The 13,806-nt window shown below is 58.3% G+C and carries 15 protein-coding genes; 11 read left to right on the top strand and 4 right to left on the bottom strand.

Annotated features, from left to right (window positions below):
* Positions 1 to 8 precede the first annotated feature (8 nt).
* Both ACK6D9_RS13645 and ACK6D9_RS13650 read right to left on the bottom strand, forming a co-directional pair.
* Complete coding sequence (locus ACK6D9_RS13645; protein WP_412048923.1) at positions 9 to 848, bottom strand: succinate dehydrogenase iron-sulfur subunit; 840 nt, start codon at positions 846 to 848, stop codon at positions 9 to 11.
* 40 nt (positions 849 to 888) lie between these two features.
* Positions 889 to 1,263, bottom strand: coding sequence for a DUF6522 family protein (locus tag ACK6D9_RS13650; RefSeq protein ID WP_412048924.1), 375 nt, complete (start codon positions 1,261 to 1,263; stop codon positions 889 to 891).
* A gap of 887 nt (positions 1,264 to 2,150) precedes the next feature.
* Here ACK6D9_RS13650 and dctP point away from each other — a divergent pair.
* The 11 genes from dctP (at position 2,151) to arsB (ending at position 12,538) form a co-directional block, all read left to right on the top strand.
* On the top strand, positions 2,151 to 3,164 hold the full coding sequence (gene dctP / locus ACK6D9_RS13655; RefSeq protein ID WP_412048925.1) for a TRAP transporter substrate-binding protein DctP: 1,014 nt from the start codon (positions 2,151 to 2,153) through the stop codon (positions 3,162 to 3,164).
* Positions 3,165 to 3,230: 66 nt separating this feature from the next.
* Complete coding sequence (locus ACK6D9_RS13660; RefSeq protein WP_412048926.1) at positions 3,231 to 3,737, top strand: TRAP transporter small permease; 507 nt, start codon at positions 3,231 to 3,233, stop codon at positions 3,735 to 3,737.
* Positions 3,738 to 5,009 carry a TRAP transporter large permease gene (locus ACK6D9_RS13665; RefSeq protein WP_412048927.1) on the top strand — a complete coding sequence of 424 codons (1,272 nt, stop codon included), beginning with the start codon at positions 3,738 to 3,740 and terminating at the stop codon, positions 5,007 to 5,009.
* A gap of 254 nt (positions 5,010 to 5,263) precedes the next feature.
* A complete protein-coding gene (panB, locus tag ACK6D9_RS13670) occupies positions 5,264 to 6,088 on the top strand; it encodes a 3-methyl-2-oxobutanoate hydroxymethyltransferase (protein WP_412048928.1) in 825 nt (274 codons plus the stop codon).
* A 3-nt stretch (positions 6,089 to 6,091) separates the two neighbouring features.
* Positions 6,092 to 7,021, top strand: coding sequence for a hydroxymethylglutaryl-CoA lyase (locus tag ACK6D9_RS13675; protein WP_412048929.1), 930 nt, complete (start codon positions 6,092 to 6,094; stop codon positions 7,019 to 7,021).
* Positions 7,022 to 7,068: 47 nt separating this feature from the next.
* Positions 7,069 to 8,265 (top strand): CaiB/BaiF CoA transferase family protein, encoded by a 1,197-nt coding sequence (locus ACK6D9_RS13680; RefSeq protein ID WP_412048930.1) that lies wholly within the window; start codon positions 7,069 to 7,071, stop codon positions 8,263 to 8,265.
* Positions 8,266 to 8,474: 209 nt separating this feature from the next.
* Positions 8,475 to 9,395 (top strand): LysR family transcriptional regulator, encoded by a 921-nt coding sequence (locus ACK6D9_RS13685; RefSeq protein ID WP_412048931.1) that lies wholly within the window; start codon positions 8,475 to 8,477, stop codon positions 9,393 to 9,395.
* A gap of 253 nt (positions 9,396 to 9,648) precedes the next feature.
* On the top strand, positions 9,649 to 10,008 hold the full coding sequence (locus tag ACK6D9_RS13690; RefSeq protein ID WP_412048932.1) for a hypothetical protein: 360 nt from the start codon (positions 9,649 to 9,651) through the stop codon (positions 10,006 to 10,008).
* A gap of 73 nt (positions 10,009 to 10,081) precedes the next feature.
* Positions 10,082 to 10,669, top strand: a complete 588-nt coding sequence (locus ACK6D9_RS13695) for an NAD(P)H-dependent oxidoreductase (RefSeq protein WP_412048933.1) — start codon at positions 10,082 to 10,084, stop codon at positions 10,667 to 10,669.
* 288 nt (positions 10,670 to 10,957) lie between these two features.
* On the top strand, positions 10,958 to 11,467 hold the full coding sequence (locus tag ACK6D9_RS13700) for an arsenate reductase ArsC (RefSeq protein ID WP_412048934.1): 510 nt from the start codon (positions 10,958 to 10,960) through the stop codon (positions 11,465 to 11,467).
* On the top strand, positions 11,468 to 12,538 hold the full coding sequence (arsB, locus tag ACK6D9_RS13705; RefSeq protein ID WP_322988905.1) for an ACR3 family arsenite efflux transporter: 1,071 nt from the start codon (positions 11,468 to 11,470) through the stop codon (positions 12,536 to 12,538).
* A gap of 68 nt (positions 12,539 to 12,606) precedes the next feature.
* On the opposite strand, the gene maiA is transcribed toward arsB, so the two are convergent.
* Together maiA and ACK6D9_RS13715 are read right to left on the bottom strand one after the other, a co-directional pair.
* Positions 12,607 to 13,236, bottom strand: a complete 630-nt coding sequence (maiA, locus tag ACK6D9_RS13710; RefSeq protein ID WP_412048935.1) for a maleylacetoacetate isomerase — start codon at positions 13,234 to 13,236, stop codon at positions 12,607 to 12,609.
* 16 nt (positions 13,237 to 13,252) lie between these two features.
* The gene (locus ACK6D9_RS13715) at positions 13,253 to 13,795 is read right to left on the bottom strand and encodes a VOC family protein (protein ID WP_412048936.1); all 543 of its coding nucleotides are present in this window, start codon (positions 13,793 to 13,795) and stop codon (positions 13,253 to 13,255) included.
* Positions 13,796 to 13,806 lie beyond the last annotated feature (11 nt).

A 13,806-nucleotide genomic window follows, 5' to 3' on the forward strand; every position in this document is an offset into this window, starting at 1 on the left:
TCTTTCCATCAACCTTGCCGGTCCAGCATCATCCGCTTTATCTCGGCGATGGCTTTGCCGGGGTTTAGCCCGCGCGGACAAGTACGGGTACAGTTCAGGATCGTGTGACAACGGTAAAGCCTGAAGGGATCTTCCAGCATATCGAGCCGTTCGCCGCGCGCCTCGTCGCGGCTGTCGGCCAACCAGCGCCATGCCTGTAGCAAACTGGCAGGGCCGAGGAACCGATCACCGTTCCACCAATGACTGGGACAGCCCGAGGTGCAGCAGAAGCACATGATGCATTCGTAATAGCCGTCGAGCGCCGCACGTTCTTCGATCGATTGCAGACGTTCGCGTTCCGGCACCGGACTGTCAGCGTGCAGCCACGGTTCGATCGTCTCGTACTGTGCGAACAGGTGGGCCTGGTCAGCCACCAAATCTTTCATCACCGGCAGATTGGCCAGCGGATAGATTGTCGCCGGTTCGGCCAGTTCGGTCATCGCACGGGTGCATGCGGTCCAGTTGGTGCCGTCGATCGTCATCCCGCAGGACCCGCACACACCCTCCCGACAGGAGCGGCGGAAAGTAAGGGTGGGATCAACCTTTGATTTGATCCAGATGAGCGCGTCCAGCAGCATCGGCCCGCAATCATCGAGATCAACCCGAAACGTATCCATATGGGGTCCAACGTCGCTGTCGGGCGCGAACCGATAGATCCGCAAGGTCGCGACCCGTGTGGCGCCTTTTGGCGCCGGCCAGGACTTTCCCTCGACGATGCGCGAATGTGCCGAGACGCCGAGGTTGCGCGGAACTGGAAAACGCCGTGGCCACTTCAGGCGGGGTACGTCTTTGGAATTTTCGACGATCATGCCATGCCTCCAAACGTCGATAATGACTGGCGCACAAACTTTACTCCGCATCAGCCTTTCCGGCATCAGAAACAGCCGGACGGGGAATGTCGATAGTGAGGCTGAAGGGATCACTTGCGGGGAAGGTTCCTTGCAGCGCTTCATCCAGAAGTGCATCAAGACGGCTTCGGCGTGCGCTCTCTGCCGCGCTGTGGTTCACAACATTTCCGGTTTCGTTCACACTGACCTCAATTTCGCGATCAGCGGCGGAAAAGATCATGCCGGGCTTGTTGTCGCTTTCGCTCGCTCGGGACCAGCGGGTAATCGTTCCCGCACCAAGGCGCAGTTCCAGTTCATTCGTGCTGATGCCGAATGCCCTGGCAACGCCGTCCATGTCGACCTCGGTCCTGTCATCGGTAAGCAAAATCTTGATCATCGGTATTCTCCAAAATCATCAACGCGGCTTGAAAAACCGGTCAAACACAAGCACGGCATCTGCGGCCTGCCGTCGGTCCTGGCGCAAACGGTCAACGTAAAAAACCTTCCCGCGCGGTCGCGGGAATCGGGGTTTACGCAACGCCGTGGTCGCCCTGCGGACATATCAATTTCGGCGCATGGGCGTTCGGTGAGGGCAAGCCGTTGCGCAAGACTGCTTACGCCTCCACAAAATCGCTCCCCTCACACCGGTCGTGCCGCCAGTTGTAGATAACCATCAGGCCAGCATTGGTTACCGGCCGTTTCCGGGATCGATCGCCACCGTGGTCAGATGGTGTTGCGAGCTTACAAACTCCGTGGCGATCTGCCCGGGACACTACTGGGTCTGGCGTTCCCGTCAGACGCTTCACACCCTCAGACCATGCCGTTGAAGGCTGGAAGCCGCGTTGGTGCTCCTTGTTGGGTATCTTCACCATCGACTATGGCACAAATAATAAGTATTTCAATTACCATTATTAGCCACTTTAGGCACAGAGACCGGGGCGACCTTGGCAGGCAAACTGGCCTGCGGGGTGCACGCGACTCCGATGGATGGTGCTGCGGGTTGGCGTGGGGATCTACAGGTCCGGCTAGGCCAACCGGGGCAGAGTTTCCCCGCAAACTGGCTTCAATTTCCGGCTTTCCAAAGTTGAGGATTAAAGAATTTATCTCGGCAGGAACGACATAATTACAGTACCCTCATGCCCAACCAAATGGCCCACCGGGCCCAACGTCGCTCTCCAAAAAGAGACGCTGGGTTCGTCAAATGAGAATAGCCGCAGCCCGCGCGCCATTCTACCAATGGCCGATCAACAATATGCTTTTGAGACTCTCGGGAGGAGCACAGATATGAAAACTCGCACCACGACACGGTTGCTGGCTGCAGCAGGGCTTGCAATTGGCGTTTCACTGGCCGGCGTCGCGGCGTCATGGGCCGCTGATGTCACCCTCAAAGTAACCGCCCAGCTTCCGGCCTCGCATCCGACCACGTCTAATCTCATGGAATTCAAGAAGATCGTCGAGGAGAAATCCGGCGGCGAGATCGCGGTCGAAATTTACGATTCGGCGCAATTGTACAAGGACAGCGAAGTGCCGCAGGCGGTCTCCTCTGGCGCGGTCGACATGGGCACCGCCTCGCTGACGCGTTTCGCAGGCACCATTCCGGCCGTTGATTTCTTCTATGTTCCGTTCAGCCTGCCCTCGCTCGAAGCCGTCGAGAAGGCTACTGCGCCGGGCAGCGAAATCCGCAATCTGCTTGATGGCGCCATTGCCGAAACCGGCGCCAAGGTGCTGTGGTGGCAGGCCGTTGGCGGCGCCGTTGTCATGAGCAACAAGCCGGTTCACATGCCCGAAGACCTCAAGGGCATGAAGGTCCGCGTGTTCGGCAAGACCCTGGGCAATTTCGTTGAATTGCTGGGCGGCGCTCCTGCCCTGATTTCCGGGTCCGAGCAGTTCCTCGCCTATCAGCGCGGCACGGTCGATGCAGGCATGTCATCGGCAGCCGGCGTGACATCGCGCAAGATCTACGAAGTGCTTGATCACCTTACCGTCACCAACCATGCTGACGTGGAATTCGTGGTGCTGATCAACCAGGGCGTCTGGGACGGCCTCAGCGACGCCCACAAGGCAATTGTCGATGAAGCCGGCAAGCAGGTGGAAAAAAATCTTCGTGACGACGTCAACCGCAAGGAAATCGAGGCGATCGACTTCGTCAAGAACCAGACCAAGATGGAAGTCATCACCCTTGATGACGACCAGTTGGTCGCCTGGAAGGAAGCCTCTGCACCGATGATCGAACAGTACATCGAAAGCTCGGGCGATCTCGGCCGCAAGGTCGTGGAAGCCGCCAAGGCACTCCAGTAGGCTTCGGTTTCTGGCGCTGGCCCGTTTGGGCCGGCGCCCTTAACTTCAAGTCAGGGCGATCGCTCGATGTTCAGTAAAATCACCGGTTATTTCGCAATTGTCGCCAGCGCTCTTTTTGTCGCGATCGGGGTGATGATCAGTTACGAAGTGGTCATGCGCTACGTCTTCCTCGCGCCCACCAGTTGGACCGAGGAGATGGCGCGGTTCTTCCTGATCTGGGCGGTCTACATGTCGGCCGCGCACCTGCTTCACACGCGTGAACTGATTTCAATCACCGTGCTGCAGGAACGGATGTCGCCACGCTGGCGGCTGGCCAGCGAGATGCTCGCGTTGGTGTGGATTGCCGCCTTCAGCGTCGTTGCCGTCTATTATGGCGTGGTAACCGTCAATGAGAGCATCGAAGTCGGTCGCAAGACCGCCTCCATGTTGTCGGTACCGCAATGGCTCACCGAAATATCCATTCCAATCGGCTTCACACTGCTTTTCATTCAGTGCCTGATCGAGGCGAGAGCTTTGCTTCGCGACGGCCAACCGCACCGGAACGTCGACCGGAATTGGGAAGATACCATCTAGATGACCGCGTTCCTGATCATCCTTTCGCTGTTTGGTGTCCTGCTGATCGGCATACCTATCGCTTTTGCCCTTGGCGGCATGGGCGCGGTGCTGATCATCCTTGATGGTCTCAACCCGATCATCGTTACCCAGGCACTCTACAGTTCAGTCGATTCCTTCATCCTGCTGGCGGTGCCGCTGTTTCTGCTGATGTCCAACATCCTGCTCAAGGGTGGCGTCGGCCGTGACCTGTTTGCAGCCGTTCAAAGCTGGGTCGGGCACTGGCCAGGCGGGCTGGCGGTGGCAACCGTGATCTCCTGCGCCATCTTTGCCGCGATCTCCGGCAGTTCGATTGCCACCGCGGCGACGATTGCCACCGTGGCGATCCCGGAAATGACGTCGCGCGGCTACCAGCGCCCGTTCGTTCTCGGACTGCTTGCTGCCGGCGGCACGCTGGGCATCCTGATCCCGCCATCGGTACCGCTGATCGTTTATGGGGTGCTGACCGAACAAAGCATTGTTTCGCTGTTTCTGGCAGGCGTTGCCCCGGGACTGCTGCTGGCCGCACTTTTCATCGGCTTTTCAATGCTCTACGCGGCTTACACCAAAGCCTTCGATCCGCTGCCCAAGGCAAGTTGGAATGAACGCAAGCAAGCCAGCATCCGGGCCTTGCCCAGTGTCGGCCTGGCGTTGATCATCTTCATCGGTCTTTATGGTGGTGTATTCACCCCGACCGAGGCCGCCGGCGTCGGTTTCGTGCTCGCTATCATCATCACCGCTCTGATGCTCCGCACACTCACCTGGAAGCTTTTCGGCGAAGCCGTGATCGGATCAATGCGGACCACGGTAACGATCTTTCTCATTGTTGCCGGCGCCAAGATCTTTGCCAAGGCAATTACGCTGTACCGGATCCCCCACGAGATTTCCGGACTGATCATCGACAATTTCGACCAGGTCGGCTCATTCATTTTTGTTGTCTGCATCGCGCTGCTGATTCTCGGCTTCTTCCTCGAATCGCTGTCGATGCTGCTGATCGTTGTGCCTGTGCTGTTCCCCGCGCTCCTGAGCATGGGAATCGACCCGATCTGGTTCGGAATCGTGTTCATGCTGATGATCGAAATCGCGCTGATCACCCCACCTGTGGGCCTCAATCTGTTTGTGATCCAGGCCGTCGGCAAGGCCAGTCTCGGCGAAGTCACCAAGGGCGTGCTGCCGTTCCTGGCGATCATGCTGCTGACGGTCTATCTGATCTACCTGTTTCCGCAGATCGTGTTGTTCATCCCGTTCGGTTGACCCAGGTGCCACGATGCATTCGACCAGACGGGACACAGCATTCGCCAATCGAGACTTGCCGATCTGTCACCCATATCCGAGTTTCGACCAAGCCGCAGCAGCATCAGTTTCAAACTGGAGCAATGTCTGCAACCGGCTCCGGCACGGTCCCAACGGCTTGCCTGCACATGTCGCCGCTATCCTCCCAAGCGCGGCGTCTGTGCAGGTGGCCGGAAGTCCGGTCCGGCTCTTGAGACAACCAAAGTGAGACCATCGTGAGCGTCCATACGACATCCAAGAAGATCACCTCCCAGCACCTTCGCGCCCGCAAGGGCGGCGAACCGATCGTCGGGCTGACCGCCTATACCGCCTCGATGGCCAAGGCGATGGACGCAATTGTCGATTTCATTCTGGTCGGCGATTCGCTGGCGATGACGATCTATGGAGAAGACTCAACCGTGGGCGTCGATCTCGACACCATGATCCGTCACGGCAGGGCCGTGGTACGGGCCACGAGCCATGCCTGCGTGGTGGTCGATCTGCCGTTTGGCGACTATCAGGCAAGCCCCGAGCAGGCTTTCATGAGCGCCGCCCGAATCCTGCGGGAAACGGGATGTGACGCGGTCAAGCTCGAAGGCGGCATCGAAATGGCCGAAACCGTGGCGTTCCTGTCGGCCCGTGGTGTCCCGGTGATGGGCCATATTGGACTGACACCACAATCGATCAACACGATGGGTGGCTTCAAGACCCAGGGCAAGGACGAGATTGCCGTTCAGGAACTGATCGCAGCGGCAAAATCGATGGAAAATGCCGGCTGCTTCGCGCTGGTGGTTGAAGGCGTGGTTGAAACAGCTTCACAGAAGATCAACCAGGTGATGTCGATCCCCACCATCGGCATCGGCGCTTCGGTGGATTGCGATGGCCAGATTCTGGTGGTCGATGATGTCATCGGCCTGTTCGAGGATTTCAAGCCCAAATTCGTCAAGCGCTATGCGCAGGTCATGCCGACTATCCGCGAAGCCATCGAGACCTTTGCAGCCGAAGTGCGCGCACGGCAGTTCCCCTCCGCCGATCATGTTTTCGGCCGGCCCAAGGGGTAGCAAATGAACCGGATTGAGATCACCGAAGTCGGGCTGCGTGACGGATTGCAGAGCGAAAAACCGTTCTTCGCCACCGCCGACAAGATTGATCTTGGCAACCGCCTCGTCGCCGCTGGCTTGCGCAGACTGGAAGCCACCTCGTTTGTCTCGCCCAGAGCCGTGCAGCAGCTCGCCGACGCCGAGGCGGTGATCGCCGGGATCAATCCTGTCGCGGGGTTAGTGCTTGAGGCGCTGGTGCCCAATGAACGCGGCGCTGCGCGAGCCACGGCCACAAATGTCAATGTCTGGGTGGCCTTCGCATCGGCCAGCGAATCCCATTCCCTCGCCAATTCCAACGTCGACGTCGACACCGCACTGGAGCGCATCAAACCACTCGGAGAGCTGGCGAAATCGGCTGGCGCAGAACTCTATGGTTCGGTGGCAGTGGCCTATGACTGCCCGTTCGAGGGACAGGTTGAAACCGCCCAGGTGCTCAAGCTCGCAAAAGCCTATCACGCCATGGGAGTACGGGTTCTCAAGCTCGGCGACACCATCGGCTCCGCGTCACCGCGCCGGGTTCGGGAGTTGGTAACGAGCCTCAACGCCGAATTGCCGGACATGCAGCTTATTTTGCATTTTCACGACACCCGCGGCATGGGGCTCGCCAACGTCATGGCCGGTCTGGAAGCTGGTGTCAGTCGCTATGAAAGCGCCATCGGCGGTCTCGGCGGGTGCCCCTTTGCACCCGGAGCCTCGGGCAATATTTCGACCGAGGATCTGGTGCATCTACTGCATCTTGAAGGCCTGTCGACCGGTATCGATCTGTCAGCGCTGATTGCGGTCGGCAAGTCGCTTGAAACCAAGCTCGACCGCCCACTCCCCGCGCGTCTGTTGCGCTCCGAACCGGTCGGAACCCTTTATGATCTGAATGCCGCGGTTCGTGCGTCCGGCTGACCCAACCCGCCCGCGCAGCCCGCAGCCAGATAATTACGGAGAAAAGCATGAGCCTCAACGGAATTCGGGTTGTCGACCTGACACGCATTATCTCCGGTCCGTTTTGCACTCAGCTTCTCGCCGACCTGGGCGCGGATGTGATCAAGATCGAGACTATCGGCGGCGACCCGCTGCGCAATCAGGGCGCCAAGGTGAATGGCTTCAGCTGGTATTTCGCCGCCTACAATCGCAACAAGCGTTCCGTCGCCCTCGATCTCTACAGTGACGAAGGCAAGGCCATTCTCAAGCAGATCATACGTGGCGCTGATGTGCTGGTTGAAAATTATCGACCCGGAGTGCTCGACAAGATGGGTTTGTCCAAGCCTGAGTTGGAACAGCTCAATCCAAATCTGATCGTCTGCAACATCAGCGGTTTTGGCGCCAGTGGACCCTATGCGCAGCGGCCGGCCTTCGATTTCATCGCCCAAGCGCTCAGCGGTTTCATGAGCGTCAACGGCGTTGAAGACGAGCCACCGATCCGCTCGGGGCTGCCGATCAGCGATCTGGTGGCGGGCCTCTATGGCGCCTTGGGCGTGGTCTCGCGCCTGGTCGGACGCCCCGGACCCGGTGACGCGGCTTCGGGTGTTCAGAATGTAGACATCAGCCTTACCGACAGCATGGTTAGCCTGCTGAGCTACATGGCGTCCGATCATTTGGCAGTCGGTAAATCACCGGTGCGCAGCGGCAATGATCACCCGCTGGTGGCTCCTTATGGCGTATTCGAGACGGCCGACAGTCCCATTGCCGTGGCGCCGAGCAATGACGGCGTCTACGCCAAATTGCTTGCCGCGATGGACTTGCAGCATTTGCACAGCGATCCGCGGTTTTTGACCAACGCCGATCGGCTCACCAATCGCGGTGCGCTGCGCGATATCCTCGCTCCCATTTTTGCCTCGGCGCCCAGCGCACACTGGATCGAGCGTCTCAACAAGGCCGGAGTTCCTGTGGGCCCGATTCTGTCTGTGCCCGAGGTTTTCGAGGATCCCCAGATCCAACACCGCGAGATGATGATTGAGGTCGATCATGGCAACCGCGGCCCCGTGCAGATGCTGGGGTTTCCGATGAAGTTCAGCCAGGATGCTTGCGAAATCCGACATGCGGCGCCGACACTGGGCCAACATGGCTGCCAGGTGCTGACCGAAGCCGGGTTCAGCGAGGTCGAGATCGACGCATTCGCCAAAAAGGGCGTGCTGCGGCAAGAATGACCACCTTCTCACGCCCGGTGGATCTGATGAGAGGTTGAACTGATCGTTCTGAGGCCGTCCGGCGTCAAACCATGTCAACGCACCTTAACTGAGAGCAGCCTTGCGGACCTCGGCAGCGGCAGCTAGTTTCTGACCAAGTCAGCCCCGGCGGTGCACCTCATTGTTGCCACGTCCGTTACCGTCGTGATCCATGATCAGAAAAGCTCCACATGAACATTGACTTTGTCAGTCTGAAGGCATTTTTGACCGTTGTCGATACAGAGAGCATTCGCGCCGCTTCGGAGAATCTCAACCTGTCGATTTCCGCGGTCAGCCGGCGTATTTCTGAGCTCGAAATCGAATTCGGCCAACAGCTATTCACGCGCCACTCACGCGGAGTCGAAATCACCGAAGCCGGTCGCCTGCTGGCAGCCCACACCCGCGATACCTTTGCCGCGCTGGACCTGATGTGTTCGGACATGGAAAAGCTCAAGGCCGGCGACATCGGACGGGTGATGATCAGCGCCAACGGATCAGCACTGGTCAACGGCCTGGCGCGGCATATCGGCGAATTTCTCGACACCCATCCCAACGTCGCCATAGACCTGCAGGAACAATTGACCCCTGACATTCTCCAGCATGTCGCCAACGGCTCGGCCGATATCGGCTTTTTGTCCAACACCATGCGATTGCCCGAGGGCGTGACGACATTCCCCTACCGCAGCGACAAGCTGGTTCTGGCGGTGTCAAACACCCATGCCCTTGCTGAACTTGAAAGCGTGCGGTTTTCGCAGATGCTCGAATTCCAGATCATCGGCGTCAGTGAAACCAGTTCCCTGACCCGGTTGCTCCGGAAGGTTGGCGGAATGGCCAACTCCGGGTTCAGTTACAGCTATATGGCCAGCACCAACGAAATTGCCCGCACCATGGTCGCCAACAATCTCGGTATTGCGGTTCTGCCGGAGAAATTTGTGGCGCCCTATACCCGGATGCTGCCGATCCGCGCGGTCCCGATCGCGGAAGAATGGGCAAGTAGGGAAATCTCCATGGCTGTTCGCAGCGGAGAGGACATCGCCGGCCCGGCACGGACATTCTTCGAATGGATCAAAGCCTCACCACAGTGCGACACCGATACTCTGCCCTCGAACTGACCAGCCAGCAGGCATGGGGGATGTAGGTAATTTCATCGCCGAAAACGTAGAGACCGACAGAAATGCCGGCCCCTTGTGCCACTGCATTGAGGCCAGCGCCATGCTGCCGCACCGGTTTGCCGTTTTGGCATGGCTCGGCCTGCAACCCCAGACATAGGCAAGACCTTCCGCAGCACCCGTTCGTCAATGATTCCTTAGCATTGATGTGCGACACCATGGGGTCAGATTGATGCAGACTTGTGAGCGCTGAACAATGCAGCCGAAAAGATATGCACTGACGCGCATTGGCGAAGTCGAAGAGAATCGCCGGGCCTATTTTCGCCGGGACACCAATTTCCCGGTGATCGTCCATGTCCGGCGCTTTAACGCCGACACTCGAACCGCGGTGCCTTCCTGGATGGTCAACATCAGCGAAGACGGGTGCCTGATCACGTCGGATTACTTCCCTGCCAGAGCCGACGATGTTTACATCATCATTCCCGGGCTCGGCTCGAAAGTGCATGGCGTGGTGCGCAGCCAGGGCGAATACACCCTCAACATCAAGTTCAAGACCTTGTTGACCACAGATGTGGTCAGCACGGTCACACGCATTAATCCGGTCCCGAAAAACTGAAAACCGAACTTGCCGGCGCCATCACTCTGGTAATCACGGGTTCGTACAATGCCCATCGGTTGCAGGAGATCCAATGCGCTGGCTTGTAGTCTATTGTCATCCGCTACCCGACAGCTTTTGCGCAGCGATCAGAGATACCGCTGTCGCGGCGTTGAAGAAGGCGGGATATCAGGTCGATCTTCTGGATCTTTATGCCGAGGGCTTTGATCCGGTGATGCCAGCCACTGAACGGCGGCGCTACAACCAGATGACAATGGCCGACCACCCCATACCCGACCACGCAGGGCGGTTGAAGGCGGCAGACGCCATCCTGTTTATCTACCCCACCTGGTGGTACGGAATGCCGGCCATGCTGAAGGGATGGCTGGACCGGGTGTGGACCCCGGATCTGGCGTTCCGCATCCCCGATGCGCCCGGCCCAGTCGAGCCGTTGATGACGCACGTAAAGTCGCTTGGCGTCATTACCACCTATGGTGCACCCCGTTGGTGGATATGGTTTGTCGGCCAACCAGGCAAACGCACCATCCTGCGCGGCATGCGCGCGCTGTGCGCCCGAAAATGCCAGCGGTTGTTTTTGGCGCTTTACCAGATCGATAATTCGACCCCCGAAAAACGTGCCGGCTTCCTGCGCACCGTCGAAAAACGCCTGGCCCGCTTCTGATCTGAGGTACGCCACATCGGCCCGCGAAACATCACCCGCGCCTGTAACCGGCAGATCCGGATAGAGCGATACGCCACGTCCCCCCTCACCCATCATCAGATCGTAGCGAAAGTGGAAATTTTTGTGTTCGGGAAGTTGACATTTCTTATCCATCAATTATTCATGATATATAGAAACACAAAATACCAAACCCCCTTTTCGGCCCAGTTCTATGTAAGCCGCCACAAACATACCCACGCCGGCGCCCTTTAATCGCCAAAGCCGGTTTGATCCTGACGGGAGAACTTCATGCCCAATCGCACTTACAATGTGCTTTTTCTCTGCACGGGCAACTCCGCCCGCTCGATTCTTGCCGAGGCACTCATGAACAAGCTCGGCGAGGGACGGTTCCACGCCTATTCAGCTGGATCGCACCCCAAAGGCAAAGTCCACCCGATGGCGATAGCGCTGCTCAACCGCATGAATTTCGATACTTCTTTCGCCCGCTCCAAAGGCTGGGAAGAATTCGCAATCGCTGAAGCGCCGCAAATGGACTTCGTGTTTACCGTCTGCGATGACGCGGCTGGCGAAACCTGCCCAGTCTGGCCCGGCCAACCGATGACAGCCCATTGGGGCATCCCCGATCCGGCTTCAATTGAAGGTACCGACACGGAAGTTTCTCTGGCGTTCTCCGAGGCATTTCGGATGCTAAATTCCAGAATTGCCGCATTCACAGCCCTTCCGCTCGACAGCATCGACCGTTTATCACTTCAGAAACGACTCACCGACATCGGTAGCAAACATGAGGCAGCCTCCTAAATGACCGCACAAAGCGATAGCGTAATCCACAAGCCGGAGCCCGGCGGCATCGGTGTTTTTGAAAAATGGCTGTCGCTCTGGGTGGCGCTGTCAATTGCTCTTGGGATCGTGCTGGGACAGGCTTGGCCGGTTATTTTCAGTGCGCTCGCGGCCTTTGAATATGCCCACGTCAATCTGGTCGTAGCCGTACTGATCTGGGCCATGGTCTATCCGATGATGATATCGGTGGATTTCGGCAGCATCCGCCATGTCGCCGACCAGCCCAAGGGCCTGGTGATCACGCTGATCGTCAACTGGCTGATCAAGCCGTTCACGATGGCAGCCCTCGGCGTGCTGTTTTTCAAATATCTGTTTGCGGGCCTGATCAATCCCGCAGACGCCGATTCCTACATTGCCGGGCTGATCCTGCTGGGCGCCGCGCCTTGTACCGCCATGGTCTTTGTCTGGTCGCAGCTGACCCGTGGCGATGCGAACTACACATTGGTTCAAGTCAGCGTCAACGATCTGATCATGATCTTCGCCTATGCGCCGATTGTCGCGCTGCTGCTTGGCGTTACCGATATTCCGGTGCCGTGGGATACGCTTGTCCTCAGTGTAGTTCTCTACGTCGTGGTGCCGCTGATTGCCGGCATCCTGACCAGAAAAGTCCTCGAGGCGCGCAGCAACTCGACGGACGCGGTGGCGGAGTTTACCGCAGCGTTAAAGCCGGTCTCGATCATCGGCCTGCTGGCAACCGTGGTGCTGCTGTTTGGATTCCAAGGCACCATCATCCTGTCACAGCCACTGTTGATTGCCTTGATCGCCGTGCCGTTGTTACTGCAATCCTATGGCATTTTCGCCGTAGCCTATGCCGCCGCCTGGGTCATGAAGGTCCCATTCCGGATTGCCGCCCCCTGTGCGCTGATCGGCACGTCGAACTTCTTCGAGCTCGCCGTCGCCGTCGCTATCGGCCTGTTCGGCCTGAATTCCGGCGCCGCTCTGACCACCGTGGTGGGGGTGCTGGTGGAGGTCCCGGTCATGCTCTCGCTGGTGGCTTTCGCCAATCGAACCCGGGCGCATTTCCCGGGTTGAGGTGCTGCAGCGCCGCCCTCTAAGTGTCGCGCGGCTCATCAGCCGCGCGGCGAAACGCACGGCAAAGATCAGAAATTGTTCCTGTCAGGATACGCCATGGCAAAGGCCGGCAATTGATCGCAGGCCTTGCGGATCGCCTGTATCCGCTTCAACCCGGAGATATCCACGTCCCAGCGATCGGCGTTGTAGAGCTGCGGAATGAGACAAATATCGGCCAGCCCCGGCTGGTCACCATGGCAGAATGTACCGCTGGCCGGATGATCAAGCAGGCTTTCAAACGCCGTCAGGCCCTGGCCGATAAAATGCTGCATCCACTCGGCGCGGACCTTGTCGCCGTCACCGCTCAGATCCATCACGCGTTTGACCACCGAGAGATTGCACACCGGGTGAATATCCATGGCGATCACATGCGCCAGCGCCCGCACCCGCGCCCGGTCGGCGGGATCATCGGGCAGCAAAGAAACCCCGCGGGTTTCAATCAGATATTCGATGATTGCCAACGACTGGGTCAGCACCAGCCCGTCAATCGCCAGTGTCGGCACCGCACCCATGGGGTTGCGCTCAAGGTTTTGTGCAGCCTTGTGGTCGCCGCTCAGCAGGTTGACGACTACGGTTTCATGGGCAATGCCCGCCAGATTGAGCGCAATGCGGACTCGATAACTCGCTGAAGAACGCCAATAATCATAAAGTACGGGCATTGCCACTATGCACCCCTCAGGCCTTGGCAAGTTCCTTGGCGTGCAGCCAGTCAGCATGCTTTGGCGCGCGTTTGGTCTTGGACCACTCTTCGAGCATGTCCCACTTCACCGCGTCCAGTCGCTTGAGCATATCATCCTCTTCCGGATCCGGACAAGCGAGCTCAACGCGATGACCGTTGGGATCGAAGAAATAGATCGAATGGAAGATCGAGTGATCGGTAATGCCCAACACCTCGACGCCGTTGGCTTCGAGTTTGTCGCGGTAGGCAATCAGCGTGTCACGGTCCTTCACCTTGAAGGCGATATGCTGCACCCACACAGGAGTATTGGGATCACGGCCCATTTCCGGTTTTGTCGGCAATTCGAAAAAGGCCAGCACATTGCCCTGCCCGGCGTCGAGAAATACATGCATGTAGGGATCGGCCTCATGGGTAGACGGCACAGAATCCTCGGCAATCGCCAGCACGAAATCCATGTTCAGATTGTCGACATACCAGTTGACCGTTTCCTTGGCGTCGCGACAGCGATAGGCCACGTGATGAATGTGTTCGATTTTCATGCCATCTCCTC

Source organism: Hoeflea sp. Naph1, assembly GCF_046837775.1.
In the GTDB taxonomy this organism is placed as follows: domain Bacteria; phylum Pseudomonadota; class Alphaproteobacteria; order Rhizobiales; family Rhizobiaceae; genus Hoeflea.

What these genes read in the sequence shown, in the direction of transcription:
- dctP (WP_412048925.1), top strand. Translation starts at nt 2,151, where the DNA reads ATGAAAACTCGCACCACGACACGGTTGCTGGCTGCAGCAGGGCTTGCA.
- ACK6D9_RS13665 (WP_412048927.1), top strand. Translation starts at nt 3,738, where the DNA reads ATGACCGCGTTCCTGATCATCCTTTCGCTGTTTGGTGTCCTGCTGATC.
- ACK6D9_RS13695 (WP_412048933.1), top strand. Translation starts at nt 10,082, where the DNA reads ATGCGCTGGCTTGTAGTCTATTGTCATCCGCTACCCGACAGCTTTTGC.
- arsB (WP_322988905.1), top strand. Translation starts at nt 11,468, where the DNA reads ATGACCGCACAAAGCGATAGCGTAATCCACAAGCCGGAGCCCGGCGGC.
- ACK6D9_RS13650 (WP_412048924.1), bottom strand. Translation starts at nt 1,263, where the DNA reads ATGATCAAGATTTTGCTTACCGATGACAGGACCGAGGTCGACATGGAC.
- ACK6D9_RS13660 (WP_412048926.1), top strand. Translation starts at nt 3,231, where the DNA reads ATGTTCAGTAAAATCACCGGTTATTTCGCAATTGTCGCCAGCGCTCTT.
- ACK6D9_RS13680 (WP_412048930.1), top strand. Translation starts at nt 7,069, where the DNA reads ATGAGCCTCAACGGAATTCGGGTTGTCGACCTGACACGCATTATCTCC.
- maiA (WP_412048935.1), bottom strand. Translation starts at nt 13,236, where the DNA reads ATGCCCGTACTTTATGATTATTGGCGTTCTTCAGCGAGTTATCGAGTC.
- ACK6D9_RS13700 (WP_412048934.1), top strand. Translation starts at nt 10,958, where the DNA reads ATGCCCAATCGCACTTACAATGTGCTTTTTCTCTGCACGGGCAACTCC.
- ACK6D9_RS13645 (WP_412048923.1), bottom strand. Translation starts at nt 848, where the DNA reads ATGATCGTCGAAAATTCCAAAGACGTACCCCGCCTGAAGTGGCCACGG.
- ACK6D9_RS13690 (WP_412048932.1), top strand. Translation starts at nt 9,649, where the DNA reads ATGCAGCCGAAAAGATATGCACTGACGCGCATTGGCGAAGTCGAAGAG.
- ACK6D9_RS13685 (WP_412048931.1), top strand. Translation starts at nt 8,475, where the DNA reads ATGAACATTGACTTTGTCAGTCTGAAGGCATTTTTGACCGTTGTCGAT.
- ACK6D9_RS13675 (WP_412048929.1), top strand. Translation starts at nt 6,092, where the DNA reads ATGAACCGGATTGAGATCACCGAAGTCGGGCTGCGTGACGGATTGCAG.
- ACK6D9_RS13715 (WP_412048936.1), bottom strand. Translation starts at nt 13,795, where the DNA reads ATGAAAATCGAACACATTCATCACGTGGCCTATCGCTGTCGCGACGCC.